This is a genomic window from Gordonibacter sp. An230 (genome assembly GCF_002159915.1).
GTDB lineage: Bacteria > Actinomycetota > Coriobacteriia > Coriobacteriales > Eggerthellaceae > Rubneribacter.
This window is the reverse complement of record NZ_NFJP01000001.1, coordinates 114,785-133,967: the sequence shown is the minus strand read 5'-3', so window position 1 is coordinate 133,967 and position 19,183 is coordinate 114,785. Positions and strand designations below refer to the sequence as shown.

General features: G+C 61.5%; 11 protein-coding genes and 2 tRNA genes. 8 read left to right on the top strand and 5 right to left on the bottom strand.

Translation table 11 applies throughout. The features are described 5' to 3' along the window. The first annotated feature begins 240 nt into the window (after nt 1-240). The gene (locus tag B5F40_RS00500) at nt 241-1,029 is read left to right on the top strand and encodes a DNA/RNA non-specific endonuclease (RefSeq protein WP_239442821.1); all 789 of its coding nucleotides are present in this window, start codon (nt 241-243) and stop codon (nt 1,027-1,029) included. An 897-nt stretch (nt 1,030-1,926) separates the two neighbouring features. Further along, nucleotides 1,927-2,017 (top strand) — tRNA-Ser (locus B5F40_RS00495). Nucleotides 2,018-3,180: 1,163 nt separating this feature from the next. Here the strand turns inward: B5F40_RS00495 and B5F40_RS00490 are convergent. From B5F40_RS00490 to ispE, 4 genes are all read right to left on the bottom strand, one after another. After that, complete coding sequence (locus B5F40_RS00490) at nt 3,181-3,549, bottom strand: guanylate cyclase (RefSeq protein WP_087192417.1); 369 nt, start codon at nt 3,547-3,549, stop codon at nt 3,181-3,183. A 68-nt stretch (nt 3,550-3,617) separates the two neighbouring features. After that, the gene (locus B5F40_RS00485) at nt 3,618-5,720 is read right to left on the bottom strand and encodes a hybrid sensor histidine kinase/response regulator (RefSeq protein ID WP_087192416.1); all 2,103 of its coding nucleotides are present in this window, start codon (nt 5,718-5,720) and stop codon (nt 3,618-3,620) included. Nucleotides 5,721-5,814: 94 nt separating this feature from the next. After that, nucleotides 5,815-6,369, bottom strand: a complete 555-nt coding sequence (locus B5F40_RS00480) for a LemA family protein (RefSeq protein WP_087192415.1) — start codon at nt 6,367-6,369, stop codon at nt 5,815-5,817. A 177-nt stretch (nt 6,370-6,546) separates the two neighbouring features. Beyond that, the gene (ispE, locus tag B5F40_RS16500) at nt 6,547-8,184 is read right to left on the bottom strand and encodes a 4-(cytidine 5'-diphospho)-2-C-methyl-D-erythritol kinase (protein WP_239442820.1); all 1,638 of its coding nucleotides are present in this window, start codon (nt 8,182-8,184) and stop codon (nt 6,547-6,549) included. Nucleotides 8,185-8,612: 428 nt separating this feature from the next. Here ispE and B5F40_RS00465 point away from each other — a divergent pair. After that, nucleotides 8,613-8,700 (top strand) — tRNA-Ser (locus B5F40_RS00465). A 1,593-nt stretch (nt 8,701-10,293) separates the two neighbouring features. Here the strand turns inward: B5F40_RS00465 and B5F40_RS00460 are convergent. After that, complete coding sequence (locus B5F40_RS00460) at nt 10,294-11,640, bottom strand: citrate/2-methylcitrate synthase (protein ID WP_087192414.1); 1,347 nt, start codon at nt 11,638-11,640, stop codon at nt 10,294-10,296. A 1,220-nt stretch (nt 11,641-12,860) separates the two neighbouring features. On the opposite strand from B5F40_RS00460, the gene B5F40_RS00450 reads away from it, so the two are divergent. From B5F40_RS00450 to B5F40_RS00430, 5 genes are all read left to right on the top strand, one after another. Continuing rightward, nucleotides 12,861-14,495, top strand: coding sequence for an ABC transporter permease/substrate-binding protein (locus tag B5F40_RS00450; RefSeq protein WP_239442819.1), 1,635 nt, complete (start codon nt 12,861-12,863; stop codon nt 14,493-14,495). 343 nt (nt 14,496-14,838) lie between these two features. Further along, entirely contained in the window at nt 14,839-15,582 is a 744-nt protein-coding gene (locus tag B5F40_RS00445) for an ATP-binding cassette domain-containing protein (protein ID WP_087192411.1), read from the top strand. A 1,023-nt stretch (nt 15,583-16,605) separates the two neighbouring features. After that, nucleotides 16,606-17,235, top strand: a complete 630-nt coding sequence (locus B5F40_RS00440; RefSeq protein ID WP_087192410.1) for a TetR/AcrR family transcriptional regulator — start codon at nt 16,606-16,608, stop codon at nt 17,233-17,235. Beyond that, nucleotides 17,232-18,344: an ABC transporter ATP-binding protein gene (locus B5F40_RS00435; protein WP_087192409.1), complete on the top strand. Its 1,113-nt coding sequence runs from the start codon at nt 17,232-17,234 to the stop codon at nt 18,342-18,344. Before B5F40_RS00440 ends, B5F40_RS00435 begins: the two co-directional genes overlap by 4 nt. Then, nucleotides 18,337-19,134 carry an ABC transporter permease subunit gene (locus B5F40_RS00430; protein ID WP_087192408.1) on the top strand — a complete coding sequence of 266 codons (798 nt, stop codon included), beginning with the start codon at nt 18,337-18,339 and terminating at the stop codon, nt 19,132-19,134. Before B5F40_RS00435 ends, B5F40_RS00430 begins: the two co-directional genes overlap by 8 nt. Nucleotides 19,135-19,183 lie beyond the last annotated feature (49 nt).

Sequence of the window (19,183 nt, the reverse complement as noted above, 5' to 3'; positions counted from 1 at the left end):
ACAAGCCGAGAAAAGCGGGAGAATGTGGAACGAGGAGCAACCGACCGATCTGGTCGAGCAGACGAAGGGAGCTCGAGGGGCATGAAGGAAGCAGGGAGAGCCGGGGCGGTAGAAGGACGTGGGGAACGAGAAAGGACGTCTCGCCGAGCAAGACCTCTTCGCCTCGCCATTCGGGCGCTGACGTCGAAGGCGGCGCTTGCCCTCGCACTTGCCCTCGCGCTCCTTCCCGTCCCGGGGTGTTTGGGCCCCGATCCGCTCCCTCCCGACGTCGCCGTAGAAACGCCTTCCTCGGAACCGTCGGAGCCGTCCTTCTCGAGCGAGGAAATCGCTCGTGCGCGGCAAGGGGCGTTCGAGGACTATTCGCCGCTCGACGATCTTGGCCGATGCGGCCCCGCCCTCGCCTGCCTAGGTCCTGAAAACGGTCCGAAACCCGATCAGGAGCGAGGCGATATATCCGACATTCACCCGTCAGGATGGAACCAGGCGTTCTACGACTTCATCGGCAACGGCGGCGCACTTTGGAACCGCTGCCATCTGATCGCTTGGCAGCTTTCCGCCGAGGATGACAACGAGCGCAACCTCGTGACGGGAACCAGGCAGATGAACGAAGCCATGATCCCATTGGAGGACGAGGTCGCCGAATACATAGACCGCACGGGCGGACACGTGCTCTACCGGGCCATCCCAATGTTCGAAGGCAACGATCTTGTGGCCCGCAAGGTAGTCGTCGAGGCCATGTCGTTCGAGGACGGAGGCGCGGGCGTCTCATTCCGCGCCGTCTTGGAGAACGTCCAGGACGGCGTCGAGATAGACTATTCCGACGGTACGAGCAGGGCGCAAGGAGAAGATCAGGAGGAGGCGTCCGATGGAGGCCCTTACATCCTCAACACATCATCCATGAAGATCCACCGCCCCGGATGCGGAGCCCTCGAGAATATGGCTGATAAGAACAGGGAGGAGTCGTCGGCAACGCTCGAAGAGCTGATCGACCAGGGATACAGCCCCTGCGGGCTGTGCAACCCCTTATGACGCCGAGCTGCTGAGCCCCTTCGTGCGCCCATCTCGACGAAATAAGGTGCGAGACCGCTCGAACGAGGTTCCGGGGCGCTCATGAGGGCAAGCCGGAGCCCCATCTCCAAAATCGGTGCTCCCGGCAAGCCTCTGGTCTGCGCGGACGAGCGCCTTGCCTCCCTCAAACCGACACGACGGGGCACTTTACAGGCCAGAACCTGCGACACTGGCAACAAAAGATTGCAGCGCGTCGTCCCTGCCTCGGAGCAGCGTCCCTCCCCATCCCAGGAAGACCGGGCATCCTCATGCGCTCGGGGGCTTCTCTTTGAGCGACCGCCCGTCTTGGCCCGTCTGCCGAGGATGCTGGGGGCCATCGCCGCATCGGAGACCATCCCTCTTGTCGAATTGCCCGCAAGCCAGCGCCGCCTTCTTCGGTCGCGCATGCTCCGCAGGTCGCCAGGCACACAAGGCGGCGGGGAGCGCATTGTTCGACGCGCTTCGCTCGTGCCCTTCGATTCCCAAGACCGTCCGAGAAGGGCGCCTCGGACAGCAAGGCACGCGCATTGCCACGGACTTCTCTGCCTCATCGGCTCTCGAAGTCGCATCGAAAGAGAAACCCTTCTGACTGACGACCGCGCAGGACAAAAGGCCGATCACAACGAGGCACTGGGGTAAGCCCGCACGCCAACCGAATGACCCGCCCTCCGAGAATGTCACCTGTGTTGACGACCAGCTCGTACGCCTCATCCGAACCATCAACGCCATACGATGCACAGACCATGCGCAGGATGCCACCATGCCTCGAGCACGTTTGACACGATGGCACGTATCACGTATGATTCGTTTGCTCGGTGAAGAGCGGACGGTTCGCGCGCTGACATCGAGTTCGCTATTTGGCCGATTTGACACGTACACGGAGAGCTGACCGAGAGGCCGAAGGTGCTCGCCTGCTAAGCGAGTATACGCCACAAGCGTATCTGGGGTTCGAATCCCCAGCTCTCCGCCAGGTACGACTTGCACGAACCACTCCCTTCCATCTTTGGTCGACCGCTCATTGCCGTCCCTCGTAGGCAGCGCGCTGAAACCAGCGCCATGAAGCGGCGAGCGCGGTTGGAGAGCGAGCAAAACGAAGCAGCGGGCATCTCGCGACAACAGACCGCCTGCGCCCTCCACGCCCACAAAAAGCATCTGGAGAGCGAGACTCTTCTCGAAAGCATCGTGCTCCGAATCCTCCTTTCATACCCGCAACCGCGCTGAAGGAAGCGAGCGAGGGCGACCCGTGCAAAGCATCGAACTCGAGGTAGCCCAACCGCAGCCGGCAAAAAGACGCCCATCGTCACGCAACGGTGCGGACGAACGCCCTCCGAAAGAGAGGTCAGGCCAAAAGCCCCTTTTCGGCCTCCGTCAAAGCATGGAAGGCTCGCGGGCGCTTCGCCTCTTCGCTCGCCATTTTTCAAGGCACGCGCCTAGAGCTCTTTTCCGTACGGCCCACTCAACCAGCATGCCAAACCAACCACGACGACAAACGCGCGAAGCCGCAACCGCATCGCAGCATCGACCCATCTCCTCTGATCGAAAGAACGAAGGAGCCTGCCTCCGCATGCGGGAAAGAGGCCGGCCTTCGACTGCGCGACCGTCCCGACCAAACACCTCTCCGTTCTAGCGGAAAGAAGTTTCGCACGCGTGGAACGTTCGGTTCCGCTGAGCCGACAAGAGGCCAAACACTTCCATAAGCCGCCCGAACACCACTCTCGGCAGGACAATCGAAGCCGTTCCTGCAAGAGACACGATTGAGCGCGTTTTTCGCGCAAAGAGGGCTGCGCCCTTGCGGACCGTCAGCGCCGACAAGAGCTTGACGGCCGAGACGAAGAGCGCCGAATGAGCGGTCATGAGAACCTGCCCCCCCCCATCGCTGGAATGACTTGAAACCGCATTCGGTAACCAGCGACTTTTCAAGTTGCTCCAAGCAAGGCTGCGGTTACGCGCGAAAACTCCCCGCCGGTTCGAAGCCGTTTCGCCCGGAGGAAGAAGCTCGCGCCATCAGCCGGAGTCGACGCAACTTCTCGGAAAGCGCCACCCCATGCAATGCGACAAGGACGGAGGACGCATCCCCGAGCAGCCAAAAAACGCTTGGCATGCGGCCCTGACGAAAGCTCCGGAACACCGGCGTCAGCGACGGCTTGACCAAAAACGCGACAGAACCCCCAGTCGACGCACTTTCTGCGGCTTCATGCGATACGCAGGATGATGACGCAGGAACACGGCACGGCAGACACGCGTGACCGCCAACCCCGTAAGCGCCGCAACAAGGAAACTCGCGCCGAGGTCGAGCACCGCCGCGCTGCCATCGAGCCATGCATACAGGCATACGATCAGAAAGAGCGCCGATAGAACACTGGTGATCACGGTAAACAGGCGGATGAGCACCTCTTTGCCGCGATTCGGCGAATGCCGCCACGCGACCACGAGGTACACAACGAGCGCTATCGCAGCAAGCACCAGAAGCAACGGCACCACGCGAGAAAGTCGAGCGATCATCGACATCCTACCTTTCCGAGACGGCACGCCGCACGGGACGATGGGCGCACGCCCGCATCATACCAGAGTCACCGCAAACGTGCGCCGCTCGCCTCCGAAGCCGCACCCGCACCTGGCTCAGCGTCCATGCACGTTTGCCCAGACCGCGCCAGGCCGGCGCGTCCCCGCACCCTTTTGCCGTCAAGCGGCACATACGTCCTGAACAGTTCGACTATCTCCTCCTCATCGATAGGCTTCACCGCGTAACCGTCCATGCCCGCATCGTAGGCGCGCTTGCGGTCCTCAACATAAGCATTCGCCGTCATGGCGATGATGGGAGGATGAGCGCGACCGGAGCGTTCGCAACCGTCGACGATGGCGCGAGCCGCTTCCAGTCCATCCATGCGCGGCATCTGCACGTCCATGAACACCAAGTCATACGTACCGGCAGGCGCGCGCTCGAGCAGCTCGACCGCCTCCGCTCCGTTCCATGCACGATCAATATCCGCACCCGTGCGACCTATCAGCTCCTCGGCGATCTCGCCCACGATCTCGTCGTCCTCTGCCAACAGCACGTGCGCATCGGGCCACGCCCCTTCAAACTCCGCAAGCGAGCCAATTTCCACCTCGGACTTTTCTTTGCAAGGGACCGCAATCGGCTCCGATTCGTCCCGCGCCTCATCGTCGCCCTCGCAATGCTCAACCGGCAGCAGCAGCGTGAAGCGCGAGCCACGACCGCGAGCACTCTCGACGTTGATCGAGCCTCCCATGCGCTCCACGAGGCTTTTCGCAATCGTCATGCCAAGCCCCGTGCCTTCAACCGAGGAACGGGAGGGTGCATCTTCGCGCTCGAACGGATCGAAAATGTGGGAGACGAACTCCGACGACATGCCAACCCCGTCGTCCTCCACCACGAACCGCATCACGCGCAGGACCCGTCCCTCGGAGACGGCGGCATGCGGGTCGCACAGCCCTTCGCCGCACACGTGCCGCACCTCTTCTTCATCGAGCTCCGTAACAGAGAACCGCACGGTCCCATACGGCTCAGTGTACTTCACCGCATTGCCCAGAAGGTTGATGAGCACCTGGCTCACGCGCACCTCATCACCCATCACCAGGCCCGGGCGCACATCGCATCGCCCCACTATAAAGCTCAGGTGCTTCGTATCGGCCTGCGGCCGCGCGATCGAGGCCATCATCTCCACCAAATCGCGCACGTCAAACGGCTCATGGCTGATTTCGATCCGGCCGCTTTCGATCTTGCTCATATCGAGCACGTCGTTCACCAAGTTCAGCAGGTGATGTGACGAGAGCTTGATCTTCTCGAGCGACTCGGAAACGCGCGCTTCCTCTGACGCGTGCTCGAGCGCTATGTCCGTCAACCCGATGATGGCTGTAAGAGGCGTGCGAATATCATGCGACACGTTAGATACGAATCGAGACTTCGCCTCGTTCGCTTCCTGTGCGCATTCGAGCGCATGCTGCAAACTGACCTGCAGATGCTCCTGCTGTCGGTTCTTTCTGCGTATCACGACAATGAACAAGGCGAATGCGGCTACAACGGCCACCATGAGCACAGTGGCCGTGAACAAGGTGTCGGCCCGCGTTTCGGCCGCCGTTTCGTACAACTGGTCGAACGAGCGCGAGGCGTCCGCGATGATATCGGCATTGGCTTTCAACATAGAGTCGAGAAACGGGTCGATATCCCTCTCAAGGAAACGAACGACTTCCTCGTTGTCCGACGTCGCGGCAATCTCGATGAGCTGATTCTGCCGGGAGCGAAACTCCTCGTATTGACTTGCCAAGCTTTGGGCCTTCTCGGTGTCAACGCTATGCCGATCAACGACGACGGCCAGCTTCTCGCGCAGCTCGCCGTCGATGTCCGCGAACTCCGACCACACGCTGTCTACCGTTTCATGCGACCGCGTGAACGCAAGCCGATCATCTAGCGTTCGCACTTGCATGAGCAGTGTTTCCACGCGACCGGCTGCCACCGCCACAGTGTAGGGACGATCCTTCAAGGCCTCCGTTTCGATGTTGATTTCGTCCATGTTCATCTGCAGCATGCCGTAGAAGCACACGAGCAGCGCGGTGATCATGGCAACAGCCGCACCGAAGACGACATTCGAATTGAGCAGACGATTGAGCAGGCTCTCTCGTTCAGAACCCGATTCTGAAGCTGATGTAGTCATGGAGGACTCCGTTTAAGAGCGAGGGAATAGGATCCGCTTTCTCGTGCAGAAAAACGCTGCGCCCCGCCTGGGACGCAGTATGTGGCTGATATGGTTAAAAACGCACCTCGGGAGCCGCGTCTGCCGCAGAGACGGCGTCGAAGCTCTCACGCGCCTTGAAGCCCATCGCTCCGGCGATCAGCACCGCCGGAAACGTCTGGATGGCGGTGTTGAACTTCATGACCGTGTCGTTGTAGCTTTGGCGCATGTAGCTGATCTTGTCCTCGGTGTCGGACAGCTCGGCTTGAAGCTGCTGAAAGTTCACGCTCGCCTTGAGGTCGGGATAGGATTCGGCCACGGCGAACAGGTTCTTCAGCGCTCCGGTCAGCAGGTTGTCAGCCTGCATCTTTCCCTCGGGCGAGGAGGCACTCATAACGGCGGCGCGGGCCTGCGTGACACCTTCGAGCGTGTCGCTCTCGTGCGATGCGTATCCTTTCACCGTCTCAACGAGGTTCGGAATGAGATCGAGCCGCCGTTGCAGCTGAACGTCAACCTGAGCCCATGCGTTATCCACCATGTTGCGCAGTTTAACCAGGTTGTTGTAAAGCCCAATGACGACCGCGGCCAGCACGACGAGCACGACGAGGACAACGACTAATTCGACGATCATACCTTCTCCTTTGCCATTGCGTAGTTGCCATTCTAGCATCGTGCGCCCGTTTAAGAATAGGGGCGAACCAGACGGTAACCCATAGCATACCGCTCATAGTTGCGAAAATGTAACACGTACATGACAGCTTGGCTAACGAGAAAAGCGTGCATCGTCGATAGAGGACCTCGGAAGCCCTCAACGCGACGAAACCACTGAGGCACGCAAGGGCGCGAACATCGTCGCGTGCGCCCACCACCCGCGAGCCCGGGCCTGAGCGACCACGCGCGAGGCGGCGTCGAACGAAGGGCAGATCGCGAACACGGCCGACCCGCTGCCCGACATAAGCGCCTCTTGCACGTCATCGTGACCGCTCGCCCATGCTCGAACTTCGGCGAGCATGGAAAGCAGCTGCTCGGACGCGCGTGCCAGGTTGTTGCGAAGCGGCACGTCCGCAGCTCGACGAGCCTCGAGCGCAAGACGGCGATCAGCTGAGGCGATGCGCTGCGGACATGCGTCAAACGCGCGGTACGCCGCAGACGTGGACACGCCGCCCTCGGGTTTGATGAGCGCGACGAACGCATCGAGAGGAGCAAGCTCGTGGGAGAACACATCGCCCACTCCCGAAAAGCACGCGCAGCCGCCACGAAGGAAGAACGGCACGTCGGCCCCCAGAGAGCGGGCGACCTCCCCGATATGCGGATCGTCCCCAGACACTCCCCACAATTGCGCCACTCCCACAAGCGCGGCCGCGGCATCGGACGATCCGCCGCCGAGGCCTGCTTGCGCCGGAATGCGCTTCTCCACATGCGCCATCACCGTTTCGTCAACACTCCGGCCAAGCGCCTGCGCAAGCCGGTGAATGGCTTTCGATACGATATTGTCCTCCGGTGCCACGTCAAGCGGCGCAAGACCGCTGCGCGCGCGGCAGGTGAGCTCGACGGAAAGACCCGTCCCCCGCGACGGCGCGAGACGCAGATGCAGCACATCGTGGAGAAGAAGCGCGTGCATGATGCTCACAGCCTCATGGTATCCGTCCGGACGCATGTCGCCGATGTCCAGGAACAGGTTCACCTTTGCGGGTGCGATGACGCGCACCGAACCCGGTCCGTTGAACCTTTGCGTCTCCACCTGTTGCGCGCTGCGAGCCACATCGAGCAGATCGACGACGCAGGGGTCGCTTTCGTCTTTGGAAGCTGAAGCAGCTACAGGGGCTGCGGTAACAGACGACATGGATGCCGCTGCCGTCAACGGCCGAGACGAATCCGCCAGAACCGTCTCCGATACCGCGGGAATGCTGGTGTTCTCGCCCTCGTTCGTCATGCCCTTCGCCTCCTGCCTCCTCGCCCGCTTCGTGCGCCTGCGCGAGAAGAAGTCGCGCAGGATGCGAGCGCACTCGTCACCGAGCACGCCGGGGGTCGCTTCGAATGTATGGTTGAGCCGCTTGTCCACGTTCACGGCATACAGCGTGCCGAGCGCGCCGGCTTTCGGATCGGCAGCCCCGTACACGCAGCGGCGAATGCGCGCCTGATGCATAAGACCCGCGCACATAACGCATGGCTCCAATGTCACGTAAACGGTGCAATCGGTCAGCCGCCATGAGTCCAAAACCTCGGATGCGCGCTTCATCGCAAGGAACTCCGCATGGCCTGCCGGGTCTTTCGTCGTCTCGCGCAGGTTGCACGCCCGTGCAACCACCTGCGGTTTTGCCAACGGACGCCGCGTAGCCGGATCGATGGGCTCGTACACGACGACGGCGCCGATGGGAACTTCTCCCAGCCGCTCGGCACGGTGCGCTTCGTCGATGGCCATGCGCATGTAGTCTTCGTCGATCATAGCGCCAATTATATGGTATCCTACCTGTGCGTTCGGGAATGCGAAGCGAAAAAGCACGACGCACGGCGAGCAGCACGCATGGCGGACATCCTGCAAGGATCGGATCGTATGCCATTCCCACGTTTCGCGGTGCTTGGCGCGCAACTTGCGCGATGGACAGCCACCACGGATCGTAGGATACTGCGCGACGGCTGGACACTTGCAGGTCGCAAGCGGGCGAGCGACGGTCGGGCCCTCACGAGCCGCAAGGCGAAAGCGAGCGGTCGGCGGGCAGGACGTGCAGCCGGCAACGCAAGCTGCGAGCCAATGCCGACGCGCGGATGATCGCAAGCTGTTGCAAGCGAGCTGCGTGATATTCGACATCGGCGTAACGACTAATCTGTGCGTTTGCGCTGATGGTCGCAATGCTTTTCCGAGCTATCCGATGCGGAGGCGTGGCCGAGTGGTTGAAGGCGGCAGTCTTGAAAACTGTTGACGCTCGCGCGTCCGTGGGTTCGAATCCTACCGCCTCCGCCATACGTTTCTCCGATTTGCAAAAACGAGTGACCGTTGCCGGCAATGTGCCCGTCGGGGTTTTCGCGCGATCGGTTTCCCACCACAGAGCGCCAAGCGCCTTCAGAGTTGCCGTAAATTGGCCTGGAAGTTTTTTGCACGAGCCTTTCGCATGACCCATGCCTTCGCACGGCAGGCGCCCCCGCCAACGTGCGAGGCAGACGTCCGCCCCCTTGCCTTCCCCGCATTTTCAAGCTTGCTCTTCGCCGCCTTCTGGCATGCGACACGACCGTCCCGTTAAGACCTCTATGCAAAAAGCAGCCCCCCTTCAATGCAATTTGCGGAAAAGCGCCAATGAGGGAGAAGGCCGCAGAAAGCGTTTTAGAGCATGTCGCCAAGCTCTTGCGCAAGAAGAAGGCGGGTTTTGGCGCCCTCGAGGCCGCGTCGGGCGGGGAGCTCCGGTCGTTTTTCGGCTGCATCCGCGGGCAGGCGCCCCGTATTTTGGCGTCCTCCAGGCTGCGTCGGGCGGGGAGCCGTCGTGCGCCGTCTCGGGAGAGGCGCGCGCCCGCCCGCGATGCGAGCGTGGGGCTTTCGCGAAACGGAACAGAGACGCCGACGGCTCCCATAGTGGCACGAATCGCATTTTGTGCATAGGTTTTCGCTTCAGAAACGACAGTTTTGCGCTTCCTCAATGACAAAACTGCATGTCGCTCATCCCAAGCGCACCTTTTCACCCGCGAGATCTATGCACAAAACGCATTTTGTGCCACTTCGGAACATCTCTTTGCGCGCGTCCGAAGCCGATCGCCCCTCTTGGAACTCCGCGCCCCTCCACTCGCTTCACCGCAAAGACGGCATCGTCTCCGCTTTGTCGCCGCTGCGTCTTGCCCCTCGCTGCACCCGCCACACCGTTCCTTGCGAAGCTTCTGAACGTCGCGGAACTGCCGCCCTTCTCCATGTTGCGTCGTCGCCGCGCCGTACGTTGCGGCACCCCAGCTGTGCCGCGTCGCTGTCGCTCCAGCGCCTCGTTTCCGCCCCCGCCGTATCGCCGCCACATCACTTCGATGCCTCATCGCATCATCTTCGTTCCTTCGTCACGACTCCCTTCGCTGCTGAATGCGCCCAACGAACGATAGCCCATGCCTATTGCAGGAAGCCTCGCGGCCCTTGCGCCGCACCGCGATTTCGGCATACGTCGCCCAGCCGGCAGCATCCGCCAGATCATCGCATGAAGGAAACGGCCTTGCTGTCGAATACCACCTGATAGACGGTGGATGTTTCACGTGAAACATCCACCGTACACGCAGCGCGGCCACATCGCGACAGCCCCTCTGCGTTGTGCGATCACGCCGACCCCACACCTCGCATAGCGGCGCGGGCGCTCCGCGCTTCAGCCTTCGCATCGCACCGTCGAAACGCACGCGAGCTCGCTGCGACGCGAGTGCGCCATCCTCGAACCACACCCTGCATCACACCGCCGCAACGTACGCAGCGCAAAACCCCAACCTAGTCGATGCTCCCCTTCCCGCAAGCCGTCACGCCTCGCGCCGCCCATCGTTTCACAGACCGCACCATGCAAACGCGACCTTCCTGCGCAGTCGCTTCATCCTCGCACGCTTATCGTTCGCTCATCGGCACGTAAGCACGTTTGCCTTTATGCACGCTCTTGTACGCAGGACGAATGATTCGCTTGCCCGACACGATCTCCTCGAAACGATGAGCAGCCCAACCAGACATGCGCGCGCACGCAAACAGCGGCGTAAACAGATCTTCGGGAATTCCCAACATTGAGTACACGAACCCCGAGTACATGTCCACGTTCGCGCACATATCCTTCCGCGTGCCCTTCTCCTGCAAAATGACTTCGGGCGCAAGGCGCTCGATGCTTTTGAGCAGATTGAACTCAGCTTCGTATTCGGTGCCCACCGCCAGCTTCTCTGCGTACTTCTTGCAAATAACGGCGCGCGGGTCGGACTTGGTGTACACCGCATGGCCCATGCCATACACAAGGCCCGTCTTGTCGAACGCCTCTTTGTTAACGATTTTCGCCAAATAGGCGGCCACCTCGTCGTCGTCGTCCCACCGCTCGACATTCTGCTTGATCTCCCGCTGCATCGCGAGCACCTGATGATTCGCCCCGCCGTGCTTCCAGCCTTTGAGCGAGCCGATGGCGCCGGCGTACGTGGAATACGGATCGGTGTCGGCCGAGGTCAGCACCCGCGTGGTGAATGTGGAGTTGTTGCCGCCACCGTGCTCGGCGTGCAGACACAGCATGATGTCGAGCATGCGCGCCTCCTTTGCGGTGAACTGTCGGTCGGCACGCAGCATAGACAGGATCGTCTCGGCAGTGGATTGCCCCGGAACGAAACGGTGCATGATCATGGACTCGTTGTTGTAGCGAGCGCGCTTCGCATAGTACGTGAGCACCATGATGCGCGGCAAGCGAGAGATGAGGGATATCGCTGTGGCAACCTCGTGATGCGCCGAGCGCTCCTCGGCATGCGCGTCGTAAGCGTACAGCAGCAGAATGGATCGAGCGAGCACGTTCATGATGTCGGGCGGCGTGTCGCGCATGATCATGGAAGCAGTGAATCCGTTGGGCAGCTCGCGCTCAGCATCAAGAGCCGCAATGAAGCGGTCGAGCTGGCCCTGCGTGGGCAGTTCGCCCATGAGCAGCAGGTATGCCACTTCTTCGTAGTTGAAGCGCCGGTCGATCGCCTCGACATCCAACAGATCGTACACATCGTAACCGCGGTAGCGCAAAAGGCCCTCGTCGGCGATCTTCTCGTTGTCCGACACCACGTAGCCGTGCACGTTCGCGATGTTCGTGAGCCCGGCGATGACGCCCGTGCCATCGGCGTTGCGCAGACCGCGCTTCACATCGAACTGCTCGTATTCGGCCGCCTCGATAGAGTTGATCGCTTTGAAGCTTTCGAACAATGCGATCTGCTTTTCGCTGGCCATGGCGCATCCTTCCTGCCGCGCGAGCGCGGCCCTCTTCCAAAATGTACGTGACGACCGCCCTTCCGATCGTGCGGCTTCTGGCGAATATGGCAAAAGGGAGCATACGTCTATTCGCTTATGATAAAGCGCCGCGCCGCGCCGCACAATGAACGAGTATCGGTTACTCGGCGAAAACCACAGGCCGCGAGGCTCGACTCGCCGAAAAGAGAGAGCGATGGGGCTGGCACATCGTACCGGTGAGCCACACCGCCTCCACGCACACTCGCGCACGCGAGAGAGCGCGAGTGCGCGTGGAAGCTCATCGCCGTCCTCGCCACGCCCCTCCCGCAACGCGCACGCCAGAGAGCGCTTCGCGCCAGGGCTTCTGGCGGCGTACCTCTGCCGCTCCCGCGCGCGAGAGCATAGGCTGCACGATGCCGGATTCAACGCCGGATTCGCCGTCGTTCCCGCGCACGCTCGCGAGAGAGCATAGCAGGCCGGGGCGACCGCCCATCAGGTCCTCCACGTCGTTCCCGCACACGCGCGCGAGAGCATCGCCTCAGCTCGGTGCACGAGCTGCAGCGCGCTCGCGAGCGTCGTTCCCGCGCACGCGCGCGAGAGCATCGCCTGCCAGCATGTCCAGGATACGCGTGCCACCAAGCCGTTCCCGCGCACGCGAGAGAGAGCATGGTGACGGACACGTCGACCGTCCTTTCCTGGCCACACCCCCGCGCACGCGAGAGAGCGACCACCGAGGCAGGGCGGATGCAGGCCGTCCGCGAGAGGCCCAGCGCACGCGTGGCAGATCGGCAATGGGGCTCTGGCTCGACCTCGGGAACGTCCCGAGCTTCCCGCGCACGCGCTGGAAAACGGCACGTCGACGATGTCTTGGGAGTCGGTCTCCTGCCTTCCCAAGGCTCCCGTGCACGCGAGAGAGCGCCGTTCTATGAAAGCGGGCACGGATGACGCACCCTTCCATAGCCACGAGAGCAGCCCCGGTGCGATACCGCCTATGCGCAGAGATGACCACCTCGTCGCGCAGGACCATTCCCGCATGTGGCCGTTGCGTCGCTGGGCGATGACGGTTGGGGAACGCACGATCCCGCAGCCCCAGGGCCAACGACCCTTTCCTACAATAGTCGCACGCGTCGAAAGCGAGTACGTTCGACGTCATCACGTGTCTCGAAGCGCACACGTGCAATGTTTCACGATGGTCGCACGCGTCGAAAGCGAGGGCGCTCTTGATCGAAACTATGCTCACTCTGTTCAGCGAAAAACGTGAATGGTTCTTCGAGCTGCTCATGCAGCACGTGGCCATCTCACTCGCGTCCGTGCTGATGGCGGCCGTCATCGGCCTTGCGCTCGGCATAGCCATCGCGCAGTGGCGGCGCGGCGCGAAGCCGGTGCTCGCTCTGGTGAACTTCGTGTACACCATCCCGTCCATCGCGCTGTTCGGCTTTTTGATCCCGGTCACGGGCATCGGCGACCTCACCGCCATCGTGGCTCTCACCGTGTACGCGCTGCTGCCCATGGTGCGCAACACCTACACGGGGCTCACCACCATCGAGCCGGCTGTCGTCGAGGCCGCACGCGGCATGGGGTCCACCGACCGCCAGCTGCTCTACCGCGTGGAGCTGCCGCTGGCCGCGCCCGTCATCATGGGCGGCATCCGCAACATGACCACCATGACCATTGCGCTGACCGGAATCGCTTCGTTCATCGGGGCGGGCGGGCTGGGCGTGGCCATCTACCGCGGCATAACCACGAACAACCTGGCTATGACGCTGGCGGGCAGCGTGCTCATCGCCGCGCTCGCCATCGTGGTGGACCTTGTGCTGGGCCTGGCGGAGAAGCGCACGCGTCGCCATCTGGAACCTTCGCGCGCCCGGCGGCGAAGCCGCGCACCTCTGGAGGCGAGAAGCTCGAATCCATTCGGATCGCGACGAAGCGTCCTTGCCGCAGCGGCCCTGGCAGTCGCGCTCGTGATGATGACGGGCGGGGCGTTCGCGTACTCGCAACGCGGCAGCCTTTTCGCCGACGGCAGCGCGGGCGGGATCGCCGACAGCGGCACTGTCACCATAGCCACCAAGCCCATGACCGAACAGTACATTTTGAGCGAGATGCTGAAAACGCTCATCGAGAAGGACACCGACCTTTCCGTGAACATCGTGCCGGGCATCGGCGGCGGCACGTACAACATCCACACTGGCATGGAGCGCGGCGACTTCGACCTGTACCCCGAGTACACGGGCACCGCCTGGACCACGGTGCTCAAGCGCGACGGACTCTACGACGAGTCGATGTTCAGCGAGCTAGCGCAGGCGTACCGCGACCAGTTCGACTTCGAATGGATAGGCAAATACGGGTTCAACAACACGTTCGGCATCGCCGTGCGCAAGGACGTGGCAGAGCGCTACAACCTGCGCACCTACTCCGACTTGGCGAAGGTGGCGGGCGACCTCACGTTCGGCGCGCAGCCGGACTTCTACGACCGCGAAGACGGCTACCCCGGGCTGCAGGAGACCTACGGCATGAACTTCGGCACCACTGCCGACATGGATATGAGCCTGAAGTTCCAGGCGCTGTTCGACGGGCAGGTGGACGCCATCACCATGTCGACCACCGACGGCCAGGTAACCGACGAGCGCCTCGTCGTATTGGAGGACGACCGGCACTTCTACCCGTCGTACCGATGCTGCAACGTGGTGCGCGAAGACACCCTGCAGGCGCACCCCGAGCTGCGCGACGAGCTGCTGAAGCTGGAGGGGGCCATCTCCGATATCGACATGGCCGCCATGAACAGCCAGGTGGAGACGCAGGGCACGGAGCCGAAAGACGTCGCCGACGCGTTCCTCGCCGAAAGGGGGCTGATCTAGCATGGCAAGCGAAACCGCGCTAGCGCGACGAGAGAGCCTCTCCGGCTTTCCGAGCCTCACCGCATTCGGTCAGGAGATCGGAGAGCGCCGCAACTTTGCAGCATTCGATCAAAACAGGAGAGGAAGCGAAGACTCTGCCACTATCCAGCAGAAAGATGGAAGAGACCGAGGGTTCGACGCCTCCTCACCTCGTTACTCCGGGCACATGAAACGATCCGAAGAATATCCCCGCAAGGCCTCCGGAACTGCAAGGCCTTTTTCAAACGTCAACGCATCCAGTCGCCGCAATGACCAGGACGACCTATCTGCCGCCACGCCCCATCATCACGCCTCCCTAAACGACATGCCCGCCATCGCGTTCGATCATGTGACAAAGCGGTTCGGAAGCGCATCTGCCGTGGACGACGTGACGCTCGCCGTGGACGAAAGCGCATTCGTCACGGTCATCGGCAGTTCAGGCTGCGGCAAAACCACGCTGCTGAAGATGGTGAACGCCCTCGTCATGCCCGACGCCGGCCGCGTGTTCGTGCACGGTCGCGCCACATCTGAAATCGACCCCATCGAGCTACGGCGTTCGGTGGGCTACGTCATCCAAGGCAGCGTGCTGTTCCCCCACCTCACCGTCGGGCAGAACATAGCCTACGTGCCGAGTCTGCTCAACCGCGACGATCGCCGCCGCACCGAAGCGGCCGTGGAGAAATGGATGGACCTCGTTGGACTGGCCGCTGGTTTGCGTGATCGCTACCCCGCCGAACTCTCGGGCGGACAGGCGCAACGCGTCGGCATCGCACGCGCCTTGGCAGCAAGCCCCGACATCCTGCTCGCCGACGAGCCGTTCAGCGCCGTTGACGCCATCACGCGCAGCGCCTTGCAAGACGAGATCAAGCGCATCCATGCGCAGACAGGCATCACCGTGCTGTTCGTGACGCACGACATCGATGAGGCTTTGTACCTGGGAAACCGCATGCTCGTCATAGAAGGGGGCCACGTTGCTCAGTACGCCACTCCGCATGACGTCCTGCACGATCCCGCCGCCCCTTTCGTCAACAGGCTCGTCGCAAAAAGAAAGGGGGCGTATGCGGAATGAGCGCCGTCAAGAATGGGCGACCCGGTGCGCGCCAGAGCCTTTTCGCTGCCGAACCAAGATGACACGAACGCGCATTCGCCGGATTTTGGATCGAACTCCCAGCGAGCAGACGAGACGAAAGACCGCCCCGCGATGCAAGAGGGCTCTCCGAAACAACGATGAGATTTGCGCGGCGGGCCGGTATAGCCCCTGTCAATCTTGGTTCAGCGGCAAACGGCATTTATGCGACGCAGTGTTCGACAGATTGCTACCGCGATGCGATTACGCGAAATAGCATCTGCAACGTTTCGCCCATTCGCGAGGACGACTCTCAAAGCAAGGCAATCCTGACGGAGAAGGCGCGCCCTGAAGAACTTGCATTTCCTCAGGTAGTGATAGCAACCTGGCGGATTTTGAGACAGAAGAGAGGGCTTTTCCACGAAACCGGAATCGACACGGCCCGATGGCAAGTTCGCGAAGGCCCCTTCCCTTCCCGCCTGCCTCCCTTGCCGGCTTCTCGCGCATCGGGGAGCATGCGAACGCCCCCGAGCGCGCGGCCAAGGCTCGCCGCCCCCCGTCGCACGCCCTCTCGGAAGCGTTCCCGTTATAGCAAGGAGGGTCCTTCCGTGCCGCACCTGCGCATAATCGGGCGAAAATCGAGGCCGACACCGTGGCTGCCGAACGATCTTTTTGCGTCTGCGCACGACCGACCCGCCCATCAGCCGCATTCCGCGCTTCCGACCGCAGTCCTCACGCTTCCGACGGTCTTCCTCGCTTCAGGCCTTCCCCCTCGCTTCCGGCAACCTTCCCTCTAGAACAGCTGCGCCGAATTCCGAACGGAACCTCATTGATCACCATCTCGCGCTTCTGGCAGTTTCAAGCCTTTCTCATTTCCCGTCTTCAAACAGCCCCTGAAATTACCTCCGTGCCCCCTTCCCAAAAATAGTCAACGGCGTAATATGAAGCGCGATCTGCTGACCGAACGGTCAACAGGAAAGGTTGCTCCGCCGACAGATCAACGCACGGCCATGAAAGGAGGCTCCCTTGGACAAGCCGCGCAACGCGTTCGATGCCCTACCGGAAAACCGGCGCGACGCCATCGTACACGCCGCCGTCGAAACGTTTGGGCAGAACGACTACAAAAACGCATCCACCGAGACCATCGCGCGGCGCGCGGGCATATCGAAAGGGCTTCTTTTCTTCTATTTCAAGAACAAAAAGGAGCTCTACCTCTCGCTCATGGAGCACCTTACAGACAAAGTGGCCCGAATCGTCGTGGACGATGCATTCTACGAGATCGACGATTTCTTCGACCTGCTCATCTACGCAGCCGAAAGCAAGAGCAGGGTCTTGGGCGCATTCCCGCATTTGCTGGAGTTCTCCGTCCGAGCCTTCTACCCAGAGCACAAAGACGTTCGAGATGCCATGAACGGCTGGACGCAAAGCCAGATTGAGCCGATGTTCGCCACGTACTTTAAAAACGTACGATTCGACCGATTCCGCGACGACGTCGATCCGAAGCATGTGCTGAACATGCTCATCTGGCTCGCCGATGGCTACCTGCACCAACAGCGCGCGCTCCGAAAACGCCTCGACATCGACGATATGATAGGCGAGATGCGCTGCTGGTGCGAAATGCTGAGATCCTATTCGTACAAGGAGGAGTATCGATGAGCCAACCGGGCGACCCCGCAAGCAACCCCCTTATCGAGATTCGAGGGCTCAAGAAGGATTACGGTGAAGGACGTGGCGTGTTCGACGTGTCGCTTGCCGTGCACCGTGGCGAAACGTTCGGCTTTCTAGGCCCGAACGGAGCAGGCAAAACCGTGACGATGCGCACCCTCATGGGCTTCATTCGCCCCGAAGAGGGAACGGCACGCATAAACGGTTTGAGCTGCTTTGACCAACGCGCTCGCATCCAAGAGCATCTGGGATACCTGCCAGGCGAGATCGCCTGCATGGACGAGATGACCGGAACGGCCTTCTTGGAGTTCATGGCCCGCATGAAGAAACTAAAGGACCGCACGCGCATGAAGGAGTTGGTGGATTATTTCGAACTCGACCCTTCGCGGCGCATCCGCAAGATGTCGAAGGGCACGAAACAGAAGGTGGGCCTTGTTTGCGCGTTCATGGGCTCGCCCGACATCGTCCTGCTCGACGAACCCACAAGCGGACTCGACCCGCTCATGCAAAGCCGCTTCATCGACCTCGTGTTGCAGGAAAAACGCCGCGGTGCCACCATTCTTTTGTCGTCGCACCTGTTCGAGGAAGTTGAGCGCACGTGCGACCACGTAGCGTTCATCCGCGCAGGTCGACTGGCCGGATCCATGCGCATGGACGATGTGAGGAAATCGCGCAAGCGCGTGTTCTCCGTCTCCTTTGCCGATACCGCAACACGCGACCGCTACGTCCGCGCGCATGCCGACGCGAAGCTTCTCCTTCAGCTTTGCCCGGTCGGAGCCACTCGCGTCGAAGCGACCGTGGCCGGAAACCTCGACGCATTCGTCAAAGACCTCGCCGCCTACGAAATCATCGATCTTACGGCACGCGAGCAAACGCTCGAAGAGCTGTTCATGCACCTCTACGGCACTTCCGACGACAAGCCTCACGAAAAGCCCTTCGACGCAGGAGGGACAAGCGAAGGCGTCGGTCAATTCCCCGCTTCGGCAAAGCGGAGAGAATGGGCGAAGAACGGAAAGAGCCCTTCCGCAGCACTGCGGGCAGAGCGCGAAAACCGCACGGGTCACGACGAAAAGCACATCGAAGGAGATCGCCATGAATAAGACGCTGTTTACGAAGGAACTGCGCGCCGTCCTGCCTTCTGGCGGCATCATCGCCGCCGTGCTCGCCTTGTATATCGGCATGATCGTCAGCATGTACGATCCGGAGCTGGGCAAGAGCCTCGATGCGATGATGCAAAGCATGCCCGAGGTGTTCGCCGCGTTCGGAATGTCGACGCAAACCACCACCCTCATCGACTTCATGCTGAACTACCTGTACGGGTTTCTGTTGACCGCGTTTGTGCTCGTGCTCATCCTGATCATGACGAACAAGGTGATGGTGCGTCACCTCGACCGCGGCTCCATGGCGTACCTGCTTGCCACGCCGAACAGCCGCACGTGCATCGCATGCACGATGATCGGCGTGATGACGACCATCCTGGCGGGCCTTGCAGTGGTGGTCACATCGTTGGAGGTGGGAGTTTCCGAAGCGTTGTTCCCCGGCGAGCTGGACATGCAAGCGCTGCTGCGGGTGAACGCAGGCCTGCTCGCACTGTGGTTGGCGCTGGCAAGCCTGTGCTTTCTCTCGGCATGCCTCTTCCCGAACACCGCGGCAGCACTATGGGCGGGCGGGGCATTGAGCATCTTGTTCTTTCTCATGCAAATGGTCTCGCAGGTAAGCGACAAGCTGGAGTTCCTGGAAAACGCCAACCCGCTTTCCTTGTTCGATTACTATGGCTTGGCCGCAGGCGAGACAACGGCGGCCAGCGGCGCCGTGGTACTGCTCGTCGCCGCCATCGCGCTGTTCGCCGTCGCCGTAGCCGTGTTCGCCCATCGCGACCTGAGCGTGTGAGAGAGCGAGGGGAAGAACGCAAGGCGGAAACGATGCCGGTCGGCAACCA